This window comes from Lysobacter sp. OAE881 (assembly GCF_040546665.1).
Lineage (GTDB): Bacteria > Pseudomonadota > Gammaproteobacteria > Xanthomonadales > Xanthomonadaceae > Lysobacter_J > Lysobacter_J soli.
In genome coordinates this window covers 1,797,478-1,812,897 of sequence record NZ_JBEPOG010000001.1, presented here as the reverse complement: position 1 = coordinate 1,812,897, position 15,420 = coordinate 1,797,478, and the positions used below count along the sequence as shown (strand labels likewise).

The 15,420-nt window shown below is 65.3% G+C and carries 10 protein-coding genes; 3 read left to right on the top strand and 7 right to left on the bottom strand.

Annotated elements, in window-relative coordinates; translation table 11 throughout:
* The first annotated feature begins 159 nt into the window (after positions 1-159).
* The gene (locus ABIE51_RS08500) at positions 160-1,557 is read left to right on the top strand and encodes a GntP family permease (protein WP_192630393.1); all 1,398 of its coding nucleotides are present in this window, start codon (positions 160-162) and stop codon (positions 1,555-1,557) included.
* 335 nt (positions 1,558-1,892) lie between these two features.
* On the opposite strand, the gene ABIE51_RS08495 is transcribed toward ABIE51_RS08500, so the two are convergent.
* From ABIE51_RS08495 to ABIE51_RS08475, 5 genes are all read right to left on the bottom strand, one after another.
* Positions 1,893-2,147: an XAC0095 family protein gene (locus ABIE51_RS08495; protein WP_192630392.1), complete on the bottom strand. Its 255-nt coding sequence runs from the start codon at positions 2,145-2,147 to the stop codon at positions 1,893-1,895.
* Positions 2,148-2,504: 357 nt separating this feature from the next.
* On the bottom strand, positions 2,505-2,870 hold the full coding sequence (locus tag ABIE51_RS08490) for a hypothetical protein (RefSeq protein ID WP_192630391.1): 366 nt from the start codon (positions 2,868-2,870) through the stop codon (positions 2,505-2,507).
* Between the two features lie 19 nt (positions 2,871-2,889).
* Positions 2,890-5,217, bottom strand: coding sequence for a GGDEF domain-containing protein (locus ABIE51_RS08485; RefSeq protein ID WP_192630390.1), 2,328 nt, complete (start codon positions 5,215-5,217; stop codon positions 2,890-2,892).
* A 132-nt stretch (positions 5,218-5,349) separates the two neighbouring features.
* Entirely contained in the window at positions 5,350-7,044 is a 1,695-nt protein-coding gene (locus ABIE51_RS08480; RefSeq protein ID WP_192630389.1) for a CPBP family intramembrane glutamic endopeptidase, read from the bottom strand.
* Between the two features lie 827 nt (positions 7,045-7,871).
* Positions 7,872-10,574 carry a bifunctional acetate--CoA ligase family protein/GNAT family N-acetyltransferase gene (locus tag ABIE51_RS08475; RefSeq protein ID WP_192630388.1) on the bottom strand — a complete coding sequence of 901 codons (2,703 nt, stop codon included), beginning with the start codon at positions 10,572-10,574 and terminating at the stop codon, positions 7,872-7,874.
* 75 nt (positions 10,575-10,649) lie between these two features.
* On the opposite strand from ABIE51_RS08475, the gene ABIE51_RS08470 reads away from it, so the two are divergent.
* Together ABIE51_RS08470 and dinB are read left to right on the top strand one after the other, a co-directional pair.
* Positions 10,650-11,066, top strand: coding sequence for an HPF/RaiA family ribosome-associated protein (locus tag ABIE51_RS08470; RefSeq protein ID WP_354504840.1), 417 nt, complete (start codon positions 10,650-10,652; stop codon positions 11,064-11,066).
* A 257-nt stretch (positions 11,067-11,323) separates the two neighbouring features.
* Positions 11,324-12,430: a DNA polymerase IV gene (gene dinB / locus ABIE51_RS08465; RefSeq protein ID WP_192630386.1), complete on the top strand. Its 1,107-nt coding sequence runs from the start codon at positions 11,324-11,326 to the stop codon at positions 12,428-12,430.
* 20 nt (positions 12,431-12,450) lie between these two features.
* Here dinB and ABIE51_RS08460 read toward each other — a convergent pair whose 3' ends face one another.
* Positions 12,451-13,956, bottom strand: coding sequence for a ComEA family DNA-binding protein (locus ABIE51_RS08460; RefSeq protein WP_354503831.1), 1,506 nt, complete (start codon positions 13,954-13,956; stop codon positions 12,451-12,453).
* Between the two features lie 138 nt (positions 13,957-14,094).
* Positions 14,095-15,390, bottom strand: a complete 1,296-nt coding sequence (locus ABIE51_RS08455) for a phosphoethanolamine transferase (protein ID WP_502913267.1) — start codon at positions 15,388-15,390, stop codon at positions 14,095-14,097.
* Positions 15,391-15,420 lie beyond the last annotated feature (30 nt).

Genomic DNA, 15,420 nt, shown 5'->3' with positions numbered 1-15,420 from the left:
CCCCATCGCCCTGGTTCGTCATTCCCGCGAAGGCGGGAATCCAACTGTCCCCTCCATCACCGCCTTCGAATGGCGTGACGCACCGGACACATGGATCCCCGCCTGCGCGGGGATGACGGCACGGGTTGCGGTCTGGACTGAATGATCCCGGGGATTTCGATGGCATTTCTGATCGTGCTGGCCGCGCTGTGCTTTCTGATGTTCGTCGCGTATCGCGGCTACAGCGTGATCCTGTTCGCGCCGGTGGCGGCGCTGGGCGCGGTGCTGCTGACCGATCCGTCGCTGGTCGCGCCGATGTTCACCGGCCTGTTCATGGACAAGATGGTCGGCTTCCTGAAGCTGTATTTTCCGGTGTTCCTGCTCGGTGCGATCTTCGGCAAGCTCATCGAGCTGTCGGGTTTTTCGAAGTCGATAGTCACCGCCACGATCGGCCTGTTCGGCGCGCAACGCGCGATGCTGTCGATCGTCGTGGTCTGCGCGCTGCTGACCTACGGCGGCGTCTCGCTGTTCGTGGTGGTGTTCGCGGTGTATCCGTTCGCGGCGGAGCTGTTCCGCCAGAGCGACATCCCCAAGCGCCTGATTCCGGGCACCATCGCGCTCGGTGCGTTCACCTTCACCATGGACGCGCTGCCGGGCACGCCGCAGATCCAGAACATCATTCCCACCACGTTCTTCGGCACGAACACCTGGGCCGCGCCGGTGCTGGGCACGATCGGCGGCATCTTCATCCTCGTCGTCGGCCTGGCGTACCTGGACTGGCGCCGCCGCACCGCTCGCGCGAACGGCGAAGGCTACGGCACGTCGCTGGTGAACGAACCGGCGGCGTTCTCCGGCCAGACGCTCGCGCATCCGCTCATCGCGATCGCGCCGCTGGTGCTCGTGGGCGTGGCGAACAAGGTGCTCACGTCGGTCATTCCACGCTTCTACGGCGAGAGCCACAGCTTCGATCCGGCGGTCATCGGCAGCGCGGCGCCGGTGGTGCAGGAGGTCGCGAAGTTCGCCGCGATCTGGGCCGTCCTGGGCGCGCTGCTGATAGGCATCGCCACCGTGTTGGTTTTCGCGTGGAAGCCGGTGATGACCAGCTTCGCAGAAGGCACCAAGTCGGCCATCGGCGGCGCATTGCTCGCGGCGATGAATACCGCGTCCGAGTACGGCTTCGGCGCCGTGATCGCGGCGTTGCCGGGGTTCCTCGTCGTGGCGAATGCGCTGGGCGCGATCCCGAATCCGCTGGTCAACCAGGCCGTCACCGTGACGGCGCTCGCCGGCATCACCGGCTCGGCATCGGGCGGCATGAGCATCGCGCTGGCGGCGATGGCGGAGACCTTCATCGCGAACGCCAACGCCGCCGGCATTCCGATGGAAGTATTGCATCGCGTCGCCTCGATGGCCTCCGGCGGCATGGACACCCTGCCCCACAACGGCGCCGTGATCACCTTGCTGGCGGTCACCGGCCTCACGCATCGCCAGGCCTACAAGGACATCTTCGCGATCACGGTGATCAAGACGATCGCGGTGTTCGTCGTGATCGGCGTGTTCTACGCGACGGGCTGGGTGTGAGTGTGGTTAGCCCCTCTCCCACCGGGAGAGGGGTTTGGGTGAGGGGCAACGGAGCGGCAGCGCAGAAACCTCGCGTCGCCGCACAACGCTACGGTTCTAGCTCTTGTAACGCGGATAAGCGAAGCGCACCCAGGGAGCTGTCACGCTCATAAGCCCGCTTTAGCCCCTCTCCCTGCGGCCACCGAAGGGAGTGCAGAGCTGAGAGGAGTCGAGCGTGAGCCCGCTTTAGCCCCTCTCCCTGCGGGAGAGGGGTTGGGGTGAGGGGCAACGGAGCGACAGCGCTGAAATCTCGCGCTCCCCGCACAACGCTACGGTTCCGCTTTCGGCCGACATCATCAACCCGGCTCAGGCTCCGGACCGTGCTGAATGACGAGCGACAACGCATCGTCTACATACCCCGCCGTGCGTTCGAAGAGTTCGGACAGCGCGTCCAGCGAGAGGACGACATACTCGGTCGGCTCCGTGCGGGCTTCGGTGAATTGAGCCAGCAGCCGCAACTGATCGCGCGTCTGGACCAGCGAGTCGTGGGCGGAACGGGGCAGCAGGTAGCCGCGAAATGCGGCGGGGATGGAACGCGTGTCCTTGCTCATGCGGGGGTCTCCAGCAAACCAGCCGGGCTTGCGCCGGGGATTCGGCGCAAGGGTGTCGGGAGGTTAGAAGCCGCAAGTAGTCGGCGGGCGTATTTCCTCTTGCGAGGTGTTGTATTAGCCGCCCTCCCGACGCGGACTGCTTTCGCGTCGGACACATGCCCAAGAATCGGACATAAGAAACCCGCCTGTGATCGGTGGCGGGTTACCGCTACTTGCGGAGCTTCTACACTCCTTGAGAGCGAGTGTGCTGATGACGGTGAGCGGCGAGCAATCAGCCTTTGTCGCAGTGGTGCTTCAAGCCGCGCTGACCTCGGGCGGTGCGCGCGAGATGAGTCGCCGTCGGCCGCGACGAAGAGATCAAGCTGCCCTCTTCTTTGCTACGTGATCGCCGAAAACGGCACCCAGCGCGGCAAGCACGGCAAACCAGACAAGGATCACGAGCGTTCCACTCGGTGTGTACTCGGGGTCTATTAGCATTGGAGCCAGCATAGCCAGCATGATGCCGATGGAGCCACCGACGATTCCGTGCGCGATACGCCAACGTGGCGCCTTACTCGCCGCCACGTAGCCTGCGAACACGGGCACCAGGTAGCCCATGATTTGGATCACCACGCCGCCCGACGCGTACACGCCGGCTTCCACCAAAGCGTTTGCAAAGAACGCCATCAATGCATAGGCGGCGAGGAAAGCGGCAATTCCGTACCCGAGTGATTTGATGCTCATGCGCACAACTCTTTGTGCGTTACTGCGTTTCTGCGGCCACGCGCTCCGACAGATGAACCTTCAGAGCCTCCGAAATTTCATTTAGCTCCTTATTGCTAAGCCAAACTCGCTCACCTTCCATAGCCCTAGGAACGAATGCGCGCTTGCTTTCAACAAAAGCGGCAAACCCTTCAGCATTCAAGGCACGAAGCGCGCCATAGAACAACGTAGCCATGTAACTTTCCGGCATCTCCATATCCCGGACGATATCGAATCCTTCCTCAATCTTTCCGGCCGCTATCAGATAACAACCCAAGTTCGCGCGAATAAGTGGGATTTCCGGCCTCGAAGCTGCCTGACGAAACATGGACTCCGCAAGCTCGGCGTTCCGCTTTGGGCCCGACGAGTACAGGAACGCCATCTGAGTCTCTGCGTAAGGAGACGAGAGCCCCAATCCGGAGAAGAGTTCGAAGTCAGCCATCAGACGGTTGTATTCACCTGCCTTACGTACCCGCGCCAGCGCGGTTGCCCACAGCGCGACGGTGAAGCGAGCAGCTGCCTTCCGCTCCGCGCTCTCAATCGCTGCCAAGAGTGCAGCATCAACCAAGCCACGGACATCGTTCAGCAAATTCTTATCATTCCCGCCGCTCTCACCTTCCTCTCCATCCTCTTCGCCCTCCTTCACGACCTCTGGCTGAGCCTGAAAGGCCCAGCCGACGCCGAATGAAACCCCATCAACCTGAGCTGAGAGGCCGTCAAAGAGCGACTTGGCGAGCTGACCTACTTCCTTAGGACTGGAGGCGTTGATCGCAGCCAGAAACCCGCCCAAGCTTGCTTGTCCGAACTTACCCTTCGACTTCAAAGAAGCGAGCACGTGCTGCCCTACACGCCCTAAACACTCGTTGGCCTTGTCTAAGCCCTTCTCTTCGGAGATTCGCTCTATATCGTTCAGCGATACCGCGATTACTGCGACACCGCCTTTGGTCGCCATTGTCGCGACATCCTGCCGAAAAGCCTCCTGAGCCTCGAACTTTGAAACACCGTCCAATTCCCCTATGAGATGTGAGATCGAACCCAACGGTATCGCTTCGAGCGTGGACCCCTCTTCGATCTCTCGTACACCGCGCTCGCGCTCTACCACTCTGCAGAACGAGACATCGTTCTGAACGTCAAAGGCAGCGACACGAGCAGCCCGAAACTTAGGATACATTCCCATCCGCTTCCGCGAGCGGCCTTCGCCCAGGAAGAAGTCGGTATTACCGGCGTACTTAGGCGGATACAAGAAGAACTCCTGCCCCTTCTTGACGCCCACCTCACGCCCGATGTCAATCGAAAGGATTCCATTATTCTGATCAATGAAGCTAACGCGGCCGCCACTGTCTAAGATCTGAAGGAAGTGGCGGACACGGTCTCGGCCTCCAATCTTTGCCGAGTAAAGTGCCAAGTCAGCTTGCCGCTTAAGTCTCTTCGCAACCTCACTCGGTTTATCACGAGTTACCAAAGCAGTTGCCACGCCGACACTTACGGTGACCTTTCGATCTGAGTCATGCGGGAGAGGGGTACCGTCTGCAAATTCGGTCCGACTGAGCCACTCATACTCCTTTTTGTTGGGAAGAAGGTCGCCCCTGATCGCCTGTGAGATTCGGTTCGCAACCTCGCCACCTTCTTGTTCGCTCACGGGACCACTGATGAGAACCTGAAACTCCTCCCCGCCAAGACGAAAAACCTCAACGGACACCTTGCCGCCCGACTCACTCACGACCTCAATACCGACGGCCTCCATACGGGCGGCGAGTGCAGCGAGCACCATGTCTCCGTACCCATGTCCAAACCGATCGTTTATCGTCTTGAAGTGATCAATATCCAGAGACGCCAGTACCACTGAATGCTCTGGGGCGGACTGCGAGGCGTCCTGCGCAACAGTAGTCGCACTGTTACTCGGCATACGACCGATCTCATCTAAGAGAGCCTGATCGAATGCAACACGATTCTTTAGCCCCGTGTGTGTGTCGTGCGTGGCTCGATACTCATTGATTGAATCATCAACAATTCGATCTAGAGCTCGCTTTGCGACGCCTTGGGCTGGCGCGTATATGGCGCTGTCAAACTCAACAATTGCGACGGCCTCGAACTTTTGAATCCAGAAAAGTACGCGACGATCCTTGCTTGGGCGCGAGTAACCTGTTGGCGACTTGCGGGCGGCGTCTAATAACCCGCGAAGCTCCTTGTCAGCGACCTCAGTCCCATCCACCTGAAACCATTTTCGAAGATGCCAGTAGGATAGCGATGCGCTTCTGGCTCGTGCATTCAGTGAGCCAAGTCGCTCTTGCATAAAACTAAGCAGCACGCTCATCCGATTGATCTTCATTTCTATGATCCTTTAGGTTGCTGTCCCAGCAGCGGCAAGCTTGGCATTGCACTTCGTCGATTCTTTGCGGGAGATACACGCCAGCCGCTGTCTGGTCTAGCGCAAGTTCGGTTCATCGATGGCATTCGGCTGTTACCTCACCCACAACAGCACCCCCACCGCCACCGCATTGTTCAGCACATGCAGCGCAATCGTCGGCGCCAGTGAGCCGGTGCGCTTCACCAGCCACCCGCCGAACAGGCCCATGGCGAAGTAATAGAGGAAGCGCGGCGGGTCGTCGTGCATGGCGGCGAAGCCGAGTGCCTGCAGCGTGTTCGCCCAGCCGAAGCTGATGTGGCGCGACAGGCCGCCCAGGATCAGGCCGCGGAACACGAACTCTTCAAAGACCGGGCCGATCAGCGCCAGGATCAGCAGCGACAGCATCGGGCCGCCAAGCTGCGCGCCGCCTTCGACCATCGCGGCGACCATGCGCGTCTGGGTCGTTTCCAGGTTCACGCCCAGCCGGGTCTGCACGACGGTCAGCACCCAGCCGATGGCGATCAGCGCGCCCCACATCAGCAGCACGATCCACCACGTGCGCAGTGCGGTGCGGTCGCCGAGGAACTGGCGCCGTGTGATGCCGACCAGCGCCGGCGCGAGTATCAGCAACGCCGTGCCTTCCGCGATGAGGAAGGCACGGAACATCTGCGCCGATGTCGCCGCGTTGCCGTTGAACAGCTCGGCCAACGCAGCCGGTCGCACCAGCATCAGCACAAGCATCGGGACGATCAACGCGACGGCCGCGCCATACCACGCGCGCTTCAGTCCGATGGCCGGGAACAACGGTTCGCTGGCCTTGCCCTTCAAGCGCCGCGCCAGCCCGCGGTAGTGCGCTGGCACCAGCACCACGCCTGGCGCCAGCAGCAGGACCAACAGCCACGCGAGGCAGATCGCCACACCCGGCAGCATGCTCGGGTTGACCAGCGTGAGCGGCGCGGCCATCGCCAGCGTGGTGAAGCGCGAGAGGTGGCCGGCGAAGTTCGGGCGATCGGTCAGGTCCACCAGCTTGGCCGCGCCGGCGTAGTCGCGGGCGCCCATGGCGGCCTCGAACTTGAGCGAACGGGTCGCTTCGCACTTGATGCAGACGTCCTTGAGCACGCGCTGCGCCGAGGCGAAATCGCCGGCTCGCATGTAGGCGCGCGCAGTCGCTTCACGGTCGACGAACTCCATCAACTTCGGCTGGCGGCGCAGTTCCGCCACGCCGGCCTTCGGGTCAGGGAATGCGACGGCGGCCTTGACGCGCGCGGCCACATCCATCGGATCTTCCGACGGCGCGGCCTTCGCCAGCAGGGCGGCCGCCTCGTCCAGCTTCTTCTGGTTCGTCAGGTACAGTGCCGCGGCGCCGGTACGGGACGTGTCCCCCAACTGGACGGCCATCAGGGCCAGTTCGCCGGCCCGTTCCGGGTTGCCGCTGCCACTGAACTCGTGGCCCACCGACGTCTGGACCAGCAGCTCGCGACGGGACTCCTCCGGCCACTGGTCGGCGGTCTTCAGGAGGGCTTCGCCGCGCGTGACGGCTTCCTCGCCGAAGAGGGATTCCATTTCGAACAGCGCCACCTGCGGCGCGGTCGGCCAGCGCTCGCGCAGGTCCTTGATGCAGGGTGCGAAGGTGTCCTCCGCGCCGGGAATCCAGCGGACACCTTCCGAGTCGCCATAGAACTGCAGGAAGCGGCATCGCGCGATGGCGAGTTCGATGTCGCCGGGCGCCTGCTGGATGGCGGCATCCAGCGCGGCGAGCGCTTCGTCATAGGCGAGTTGGGTGGCCTCTTCGACCTTGGCGATGGCCATTGCCGATTGCGCGCCTGGAAGCTCGGGAGCCGGCTCCGCCGCCCGCGCCAGTCCGAAGAAAAGTGCAGCGGCCGCACACAGCGCCCGCCATGCCACGCGAGTATCCATACCCATCCCCTATTGTCCCCACCCGAGTTTAGCGACAGGGCGCACGGAAAATGAAGGGTCGACGGAGGGGGTGTTCTGGTGTCCCGTGGACAGGTTGGGGCCACGGTCGAGGCGGGTTTTCCATGCGTGGCGGGCCGGGTGATGGTTTTGTGGGAGGGTCCATGCGTTGCGGGCCTGGGTCCCGGCGTTCGCCGGGATGACGGATCAGAAGCGATGCGCAGGGTGCAGCCCGGGATGACGAATGCAAGCGAAAGCAAGGTGGGTTCCAGCTTTCGCGGAAAGTGCTTCGCGTGGCGAAAAAGGCGGCAAGCATGACGCTTGAAGTGCCAGCGTTGGCACTTTGAGCGACCACGTCGGCGCTTGAAGTGCCGGCGATGGCGCTTTTCTGACTCGGGAGCAATGAGAAAAGCGCCACGCGTGACGCCTCTTTCGCCAGCGTCGGCACTTGAAGCGGCACGGGCGACACTTTGAGTGCCATCGACGGCGCTTTTTTCGCCACGGGGCAATGAAAAAGGTGGCGCGCGAAGCACTTTGTTCGCCATCGCATGCACTTGAAGCGGCATGCGTGACGGTTTTTTTGTCGGCGCCGGCACTTCAAGTGACTCGCGCGGCGCTTTTTCCATCGGCATGAGCCGCTGAAACGCGGGGCGCGGCGGGGAAAGCGAGAGCCATGTGCCCTGCCCGGCCTCGCCTGGGCGTTTACGGGCGTCGCGCCGTACTTACGTCGGCATGTCCCCGATCCGCAGCGACACCGTCACCAGGCTTGCATCGTCGGGATTGGTGACGACCGAAAAGCCCAGCGCACGACACATCTCGATCATCGTGCGGTTTTCCTGCAGCACCTCGCCCTCGACCGAACGCAGGCCGAGCCATCGCGCGTACTCGATCATGATCTGCATCAGCCGCCAGCCCAGGCCGTGGCCCTTCAGGTCCGAGCGCACCAGGATGCCGTACTCGCCGCGGTCGTAATTCGCATCGGCATGCAGACGCACGGCGCCGAGCATTTCGCCGGTCGGCGGATCGATGGCGACCAGCGCGATCGAGCGCGCGTAGTCCAGCTGCGTGAGCTGCGCGATGAACTCGTGGCTGAAATGCTTCACCGTCTGGAAGAAGCGCATGCGCAGGTCTTCGTCCGACACGCGCCCGAAGAACTCGCGGAACATCGCATCGTCTTCCGGCCGCACTGGCCGCACGAAGGCGGTCGCGCCGTCCGACAGCACGATGTTGCGTTCCCATTCCTTCGGATACGGACGGATCGCCAGGCGCGGATGCCCGCGCCCCTTGTGGAGCCGGCGCGAACGCGACACGCCGATGCGCGCATCCACCGCGATCAGGCCGTCCTTGTCGGCCAGCAGCGGGTTGATGTCGACCTCGCGGATGTCCGGCACGTCGACGACCAGCTGCGCGAGCTTCACCAGCACCAGCGCGACGGCGCGCTCGTCGGCGGCGGGTACGTCGCGATACGCCTTTAGGATGCGCGACACGCGCGTGCGGCCGATCATCTCGTGTGCGAGGCGCAGGTCGAGCGGCGGCAGCGCCAGTACCTTGTCGTCGATGACTTCCACCGCCGTGCCGCCGCGGCCGAACACGATGACGGGACCGAAGGTTTCGTCGTCCGCGACGCCGGCGATCAGCTCGCGCGCCTTGGTACGCACGATCATCGGATGCACCGTCACGCCTTCGATGCGCGCGTCCGACCGCGCATCGCGCGCGCGTTGCAGGATCGACGCGGTCGCATCGCGCACGGCCTGCCCGCTGGGCAGGTTCAGCCGGACGCCATCGACGTCGGACTTGTGCTCGATGTCGGGCGACAGGACCTTCACCGCGACTTGCAGTCCTTCGGCGAGCCATTGCGCGGCGACACGCGCGGCTTCATCCGCGTCGCGCGCACGCGCCACCGGCGTGATCGGAATGCCATACGCACCGAGCACGCGCGTGACTTCGATGGGATCGAGCCAGCGGCGGCCGGCCTTGATCGCGCCCTCGACGATGCCGCGCGCCGTTTCCGTATCGACGACGAAATCGTCGGGCAGGCTCGGCGGCGTTTCCATCAGCGTCAGCTTCGCTTCGCGATGGCGCACCAGGTACATGAAGCCGCGCACGGCGTCGGCTTCGGTTGGATAGTTGGGAATGCGCGCGGCATTGAGCCGGTCGGCCGCGGCCTCGTCCGCGCCCAGCCACACGGCGAACACCGGCTTCTTCCGCGCCTGCCACGGCAGCGACTCGCGCGCCCGTGCAAGCGCGTCGGCACGACTGTGCGCGTCCATCAGCGCAGTCGGCGTGTTGAGCACGAGCAGCGCATCGTTCGCATCGTCCGTCGCCAGCGCGCGGAACGCGTCGGCGTACGACGCATGATCGACGTCGCCGTAGAAATCCACCGGATTCGTGCCCGGCCACGCGTTCGATGCGATCGGCTGCAGGTGCGCGCGCGCCTCGTCGGAGATCGACGCCAGCGTGCCGCCCATGTCGAGCAGGCGATCGGCGGCGAGCGCGCCCGTGCCGCGGCCATTGGCGAAGATCGCCAGTCGTCGTCCGGGCAAGGATTCGACGCGACTCAGCGCTTCGGCCGCGGAAAACAGCTCGTTCAACGCACGCACGCGCAGCATGCCGGCGCGATGGAACGCGGCCGCGTACACCGCGTCGGGCGAAGCGAGCGCGGCCGCGTGCGTGTGCGGCGCGATGGCGCGCGGCGCATGCCGGCCGGACTTCACGACCACCACCGGCTTCAACCGTGCGGCCGCGCGCGCGGCCGACATGAACTTGCGCGCGTCGCGGATAGATTCGACGTACAGCAGGATCGCGCGCGAATGCCGGTCGCGCGCGAAGTAATCGAGAAGATCGGCGAAATCGACGTCCAGTGCGTCGCCCAGCGTGGCGATGGCGGAGAAGCCGATCTCGCGGCTTACGCCCCATTCGACGAGCGCGGCGGCGATCGCGGCCGATTGCGACACCAGCGCGATGTCGCCCGGCAGCGGCGTGTGCGCGGCGAAGCTCGCGTTGAGCCGCGCATGCGGCGCGATCACGCCCAGGCTGTTGGGCCCGGCCAGGCGCATGCCGTGCGTGCGCGCGATGTCCTGCAACTCGGCTGCGAACGACCCTTCGCCCTGCCCCAGCCCGGTGCTCAGCACGACCGCGGCGGAAGCGCCGTGCTCAGCGGCGGCCTTCGCGTATTTGGGGACCATCGCGGCCGGTGTGGCGATCAGCACCAGTTCGGGCACGAAGGACAGGTCGGCCACGCGCGCGACGGACGCGACGCCCTCGATCTCGCGATGCCGCGGATTCACCAGGCCGATGCTGCCGGCGAAGCCGCCGGCTTGCAGGTTGCGCAGCACCGCGCGACCGATCGAGCGCTCGCGCGGGCTGCCGCCGATCACGGCAACGGATGCGGGCGAGAACAGCGATGGGAGGGAATAGGTGCTCATCGGGCGCGTTGCCAGTCCGACATCATGCGACACCACCATGCACGCGGCCACGTGCAAGTTTCAAGCTGACATCGCATCGGGCGGCACCGCAAATGGAGGCGTGTCCACCGTAACGGAGCCCCCATCCAACATGACGTCACGATCCGCTTCGAAGGCCTGCCCGTGTCCGATGCACTGCGCGCGGACATCCTGCGCCACGCGCACAAGCTGTGGCAGGTCGCACCGCAGCTTCAGTCGTGCGATGTCGCCGTCCGCCATGCCGAACACCGCCATCAGCACGGCAACCGCTACCTCGTCCACGTGCACGCGGTGATGCCCGGCGCGACGTTCGAATCCGGCCGCACGCCGACGAAGGATCATTCGCACGAGGACGCCTATATCGCCGTGCGAGATGCGTTCGACGCGATGCAGCGACAGGTGTCGGAACACGTGCGCACCGTGCGCGACGGTGGGAAGCGGGCGGTGCTTTCGCGCGATGAGGATGCGGCGTAGGCGCGGCGAACGCCCTTGACCCGTCATCCCGGCGGAAGCCGGGACCCAGGCCCTCTGCGTTGCAGCGCCATCGCCCCGTCGAGCGCCCGGGAAGACCTTCGGTCACCTCGGACGGAGGCCATGCCAGCTTGGGTCCCGGCCTTCGCCGGGATGAAGGCACTTCAGGCGTAAGCCATGCGCTGGACACGGCACGTGACCGCGCCGTCCGCACTTGTTAGCATTTTGACTAACAAACGCCGCCCGGCCGCACCACGCCCGTGTCCGCACCGCCCCGCAAGATCCTCCATGTCGACATGGACGCCTTCTACGCGTCCGTCGAACAGCGCGACGACCCGTCCCTGCGCGGGCGGCCGGTGGTCGTCGCCTGGCGCGGTGCGCGCTCGGTGGTGTGCGCGGCGAGCTACGAGGCGCGCACCTTCGGCGTGCGCTCGGCCATGCCGGCGATCCGCGCCGAGCGCCTATGCCCGCAGGCCGTTTTCGTCCCGCCGGATTTCACGCGCTACAAGGCGGTGTCGCGGCAGGTGCGCGAGATCTTCGCGCGGCACACCGACCTCATCGAGCCGCTCTCGCTGGACGAGGCCTACCTCGACGTCAGCCAGACCAAGACGGGTCTGCCGACCGCGACCGCCACCGCACAGGCGATCCGCGAGGCGATCCGCGAGGAAACGCAGCTCACCGCCTCCGCCGGCGTCGCGCCGAACAAGTTCCTGGCGAAGATCGCCTCCGACTGGCGCAAGCCTGACGGGCTCTTCGTCGTCCGGCCGCACCAGGTGGAGGCGTTTCTGGCGCCTTTGCCCGTCGGCCGGCTGCCGGGCGTCGGCAAGGTGATGGAAGCAAAGCTCCAGGAGCTCGGCATCGAAACCGTGGCGCATCTTCGCGAACTGGGCGCGGCCGAACTGGAACTGCGCTTCGGCCGCTGGGGTCGCCGGCTGCACGAATTGTCGCTGGGCATCGACCACAACCCGGTCGAACCCGAGCGTCCCACCCTGCAGATTTCGTCCGAAGACACCTTCGAACGCGACCTGCCGCTGTACGAGCTGGAGCCGCACATCCACCGGCTCGCCGAGAAGACCTGGGAAGGATACGGCCGCGAACTCGAGCGCGATCCCGAACGCGTTGCGCGCACCATCGTGCTGAAGCTGAAGACTGCCGACTTCCGCATCCTCACGCGCAGCCTCACGCCGACGGAGCGCCCGGCGAGCCTGGAACAGCTGACACGTATCGCCTGCGACCTGCGTGCCCGCGTGCCGCTGCCGGCGGACACGCGCTATCGGCTGGTGGGCGTCGGCCTGTCAGGTTTCATCGACCGCGAGGACGTGCCGATCGCACAGAGCGACCTGTTCGAGCGCGATACGGACGGGTGAGCCTGCACTGAAGCTGGAGTTCAGCGCCGCTCGTTCAAACCCGTCTTCTGCAGGGCCGAAGCCGCCGCCTGCAGCGATGACGACGCCGCGGCATCCAGCCCGCTGCGTTGTGCGAAATCGGCAATGTCGACGAACGCGCCGTTCTCGCGTCGACTTCGCAACGCGCGTTCGGCAGTGGCCGCATCGATGCCGGGCAACGTGCGCAGCTGTTCCACTTCGGCCGTATTGAGGTTCACCGCGACTTCGTTCGACGGCAGGCCCGGCGGCTTGATCGGCGTGTGGCCAAGCAGCCAGATGTCCGGGCCCAGCATCGCGCGCATCCGCTTTGGATCCTGCGCCACGGCGGCCTGCAATTGCGTCATCTGCGCACGCGCCTGCTTCAGGCCCGCGACGAACCCGGCCATGTCGCCGATGCGTCCGCGTTCGGCCATCGCCTCGGTCGTGCGCGGTAGCGTGGCGCCCGCGGTCGCGCCGTAGGTCGTGTCGAGCACGAGGTTGCGGATGCGCGTGCAATCGACCGGCACGTCTGCGCAGTAGCGATCGACCAGGTCCAGGAACATCGGCGTGTCCGCCTTCATCGTCCACCCGCGCGCGGTGGCCGCGGCCATCGTGCGGAACAGCTGCGAATAGCGCGACACGATCGCCTCGCGCGAGCCTTCGCCCGGCACGAGCCAGCGATGGAACAGCGTGGCGATGACGCCTTCGGACGACAGCATCTGCTGGCCGTTGCGCAGCCGCGCCATGTCGAAGGCGGTGCTTTCGTTGGCGCGCGACCACGCATCTGCGTCGCTGCCCGGCGGGACGAGCTGCTGCTGCACGAACAGGTTCCGGCGCACGCCGTCGATGCGCCCGGCGCGGTCGAGATTGCTCAACCAGAGCGGCACGAAGGGCTTGGCGCCCAGGCCAAGCGTGAGGTCTTCCAGTTTCGGATTGTGCGAATGGCGGCGCACCAGGCTCTGGAAATGCGTGGCGAAGCCTTCGTCGAACGCGGTCGGGTAGTCGGTCACGCTCATGCTGCTGTGCGGCGTGCGCGACCAGCCGTACGGCAGGCCCGGCATGAGCCGGCGCAGGAACACGTGCCCCATCTCGTGCGTGAAGATTTCCTCGAAACCGCCGTCGTCGATGATGTCGGCATCGACGACGAGATCGACGAAGAGTTCGTCGACGAAGCGCTGGCGACCGCTCTCTTCCAGCCAGAATCCACGTCGCGCGAAGCCGCCATCTTCGGCCGACAGGTACAGCCACGTCGGCGTCGTGCTTTTCGCGCCGGCAATGCGTTGCGCGCTCTCGTCCAGCGCGAGCACGGTGCCGAGGAAACCCTCGCGCGCCTCCCGCTGGATCTGCGCGTACAGCGCGCCCGAGGTCACGCGCGTGACGACCGGTGCGGCATGCCCGGTCGGATCCGGTCGGGTTTGCGGCTGGCCATTCGCGAGCACGGGCGCGAGCACGCCCAGTTCTGCGGCCGCGACAGGCGCCGCCAGCGTGGCCAGTGTGAACAGGGCAGTCCACAGGAAGGATTTCGACATCGCCGGCTCCGGTGCCGGCAGGGCCACCGGCGCGAAGGCACAGGATGAGCCCGGTGTGCACCGCAGCACGCCTGCCATGCGGCCGCCCACCGCCGGCACTTGCCCGCCGGTGCAACGGAGTGCTGCGGTCCGGCGGACTTACGCCGGCGCGATGCAGCGGTCGAACAGGTCCAGCTTGCGGTCGTATTCCGGCGTGTTCACCTGCATCAGGCCGAGGACCGAGTGGAACAGGTTGTCCTGGCTCGCCGGCGCATGGCTTTCCTGCTTCATGCAATCGATGTCGAGCTTGCGATCGGCCGCGAAACCCGGCGAGAACCACATCACCATCGGAACGTGCGTCTGCGTGTCGGGGGCGATCGCGTACGGCACGCCGTGCAGGTACAGGCCGTTCTCGCCGAGCGATTCGCCGTGGTCGGACAGGTAGATCATCGCCGTGTCGCGCGAGGACTGCTCGGCGAGGAAACGGATCGTGCGCGCGAGGAAGTCGTCCGTCGCCAGCACCGAGTTGTCGTAGGCGTTGACGATCTGGTCGCGCGTGCAGTCGCCCAGGTCGCCCGTCTCGCACGTGGGCGTGAAGCGGCGGAGCCGCTCGGGATAGCGCTTCGCATAGCTGGGTCCGTGGCTGCCGAGCTGGTGGAGCACGACGACCTGGTCGCCGGGGCGGCGCGCGATCTCGCCCGCAAGCCCGTGCAGCATCACTTCGTCCAGGCAACCTTCGGCCGTGCACGCCTGCGGATCGCGCGCATGTTCGAACGACTCGAACGACAGCCCTTCGCACACGCCCTTGCAACCGGTCTGGTTGTCGCGCCACAGCACGCCGATGCCCGCGTGATCGAGCACGTTCAGCAGCGACTGCGTGTGCGCGATGCGGTCCTCGTCGTAATGCGCGCGACCGAACGGCGAGAACATGCACGGCACCGACACTTCCGTCGCCGAACCGCAGGAGGTCATGTCGGTGAAGTTGATCGGCCCGATATCGCGCAGCTGCGGCGTGGTCTGGCGTGCGTATCCATTAAGGCCCCAGTTCTGCGCGCGCACGGTTTCGCCCACGACGATGACGAGCAAGCGCGGCTTGGCGCTGGGATCACGACCGACGATGTGCGCGTTCACGCCGATGGGCGTCTTCGGACGGTGCTGCGCGCCATCGTGCTGCGCCACGCGCACGAGCGAGACGATGTAATTGCCCGGCGTGATGAGGTGCCGGATTTCCTTGTGGTTGCGCATCAGCGCGGACAGGTCCTGGAACGAGGCCATCATCGCGCCGCCCGCCACGAGCAGCGACAGCGCGATGGCGCCCAGCCGCACAAGCACCGCACGGCCAATCGGGCGCTTCTTCAGGCGAACGCGCCACACCATCAGCGTGGGCAGCACGCCGAGCGACAACAACGCCGGCAGCATGCCGATCGACAGCAGTTCGCCCGACTCTCTTGCCATCGGTGTGCAGGATGTTGCGCAGCATGTCCG

Bases quoted from the DNA above. Each gene is read 5' to 3' on its own strand.
- ABIE51_RS08490 (WP_192630391.1), bottom strand. From the start codon at position 2,870: ATGAGCATCAAATCACTCGGGTACGGAATTGCCGCTTTCCTCGCCGCC.
- ABIE51_RS08485 (WP_192630390.1), bottom strand. From the start codon at position 5,217: ATGAAGATCAATCGGATGAGCGTGCTGCTTAGTTTTATGCAAGAGCGA.
- ABIE51_RS08495 (WP_192630392.1), bottom strand. From the start codon at position 2,147: ATGAGCAAGGACACGCGTTCCATCCCCGCCGCATTTCGCGGCTACCTG.
- ABIE51_RS08500 (WP_192630393.1), top strand. From the start codon at position 160: ATGGCATTTCTGATCGTGCTGGCCGCGCTGTGCTTTCTGATGTTCGTC.
- ABIE51_RS08460 (WP_354503831.1), bottom strand. From the start codon at position 13,956: ATGTCGAAATCCTTCCTGTGGACTGCCCTGTTCACACTGGCCACGCTG.
- ABIE51_RS08475 (WP_192630388.1), bottom strand. From the start codon at position 10,574: ATGAGCACCTATTCCCTCCCATCGCTGTTCTCGCCCGCATCCGTTGCC.
- ABIE51_RS08480 (WP_192630389.1), bottom strand. From the start codon at position 7,044: ATGGCCATCGCCAAGGTCGAAGAGGCCACCCAACTCGCCTATGACGAA.
- ABIE51_RS08455 (WP_502913267.1), bottom strand. From the start codon at position 15,390: ATGGCAAGAGAGTCGGGCGAACTGCTGTCGATCGGCATGCTGCCGGCG.